The sequence below is a fragment of the Mesorhizobium sp. Arg314 genome (assembly GCF_053714275.1).
The window spans coordinates 1-328 of sequence record NZ_JBSKBP010000303.1 but is presented as its reverse complement, the minus strand read 5'-3'; the positions used below and the strand labels follow the sequence as shown (position 1 = coordinate 328).

At 62.2% G+C, this 328-nt stretch carries 1 pseudogene; it reads right to left on the bottom strand.

Annotation, left to right across the window (positions count from 1 at the left end):
• Positions 1-328 (bottom strand): annotated as a pseudogene (locus tag ACWGS9_RS36150) (Ulp1 family isopeptidase); the annotation flags it as partial.

The following is a 328-nucleotide window of genomic DNA, read 5'->3' as shown; positions in this document are numbered from 1 at the left end:
AGTCGTAATGATAGGCGACCGGCGCGTCCCGAAGGCGCCGGTCAACAAGCAGCAGTGACCAATGGGTGCCGCCGCCGCCCGCTGTGGCATTGTTCACTGGCAGGAAAAGGAAGTCGGCTGTATCGCGCCCCTGTTCATCAAGTGCGGCCAAAGTCTGGTCCGTTTCGTTCTGGCTGGTGGTCCAGCGCAGCAGATGGGTTTCCGCGGGCTGCACGAACCGGGTCCGGGCGGCCATGTCCGGATTGTCCCTTTGCAACTGCTCGCCCAGGAGATTGTAATCCGCCGTGATATGCTCGTCACCGAGGTAATCGATGGCGCCAAGCGCCAG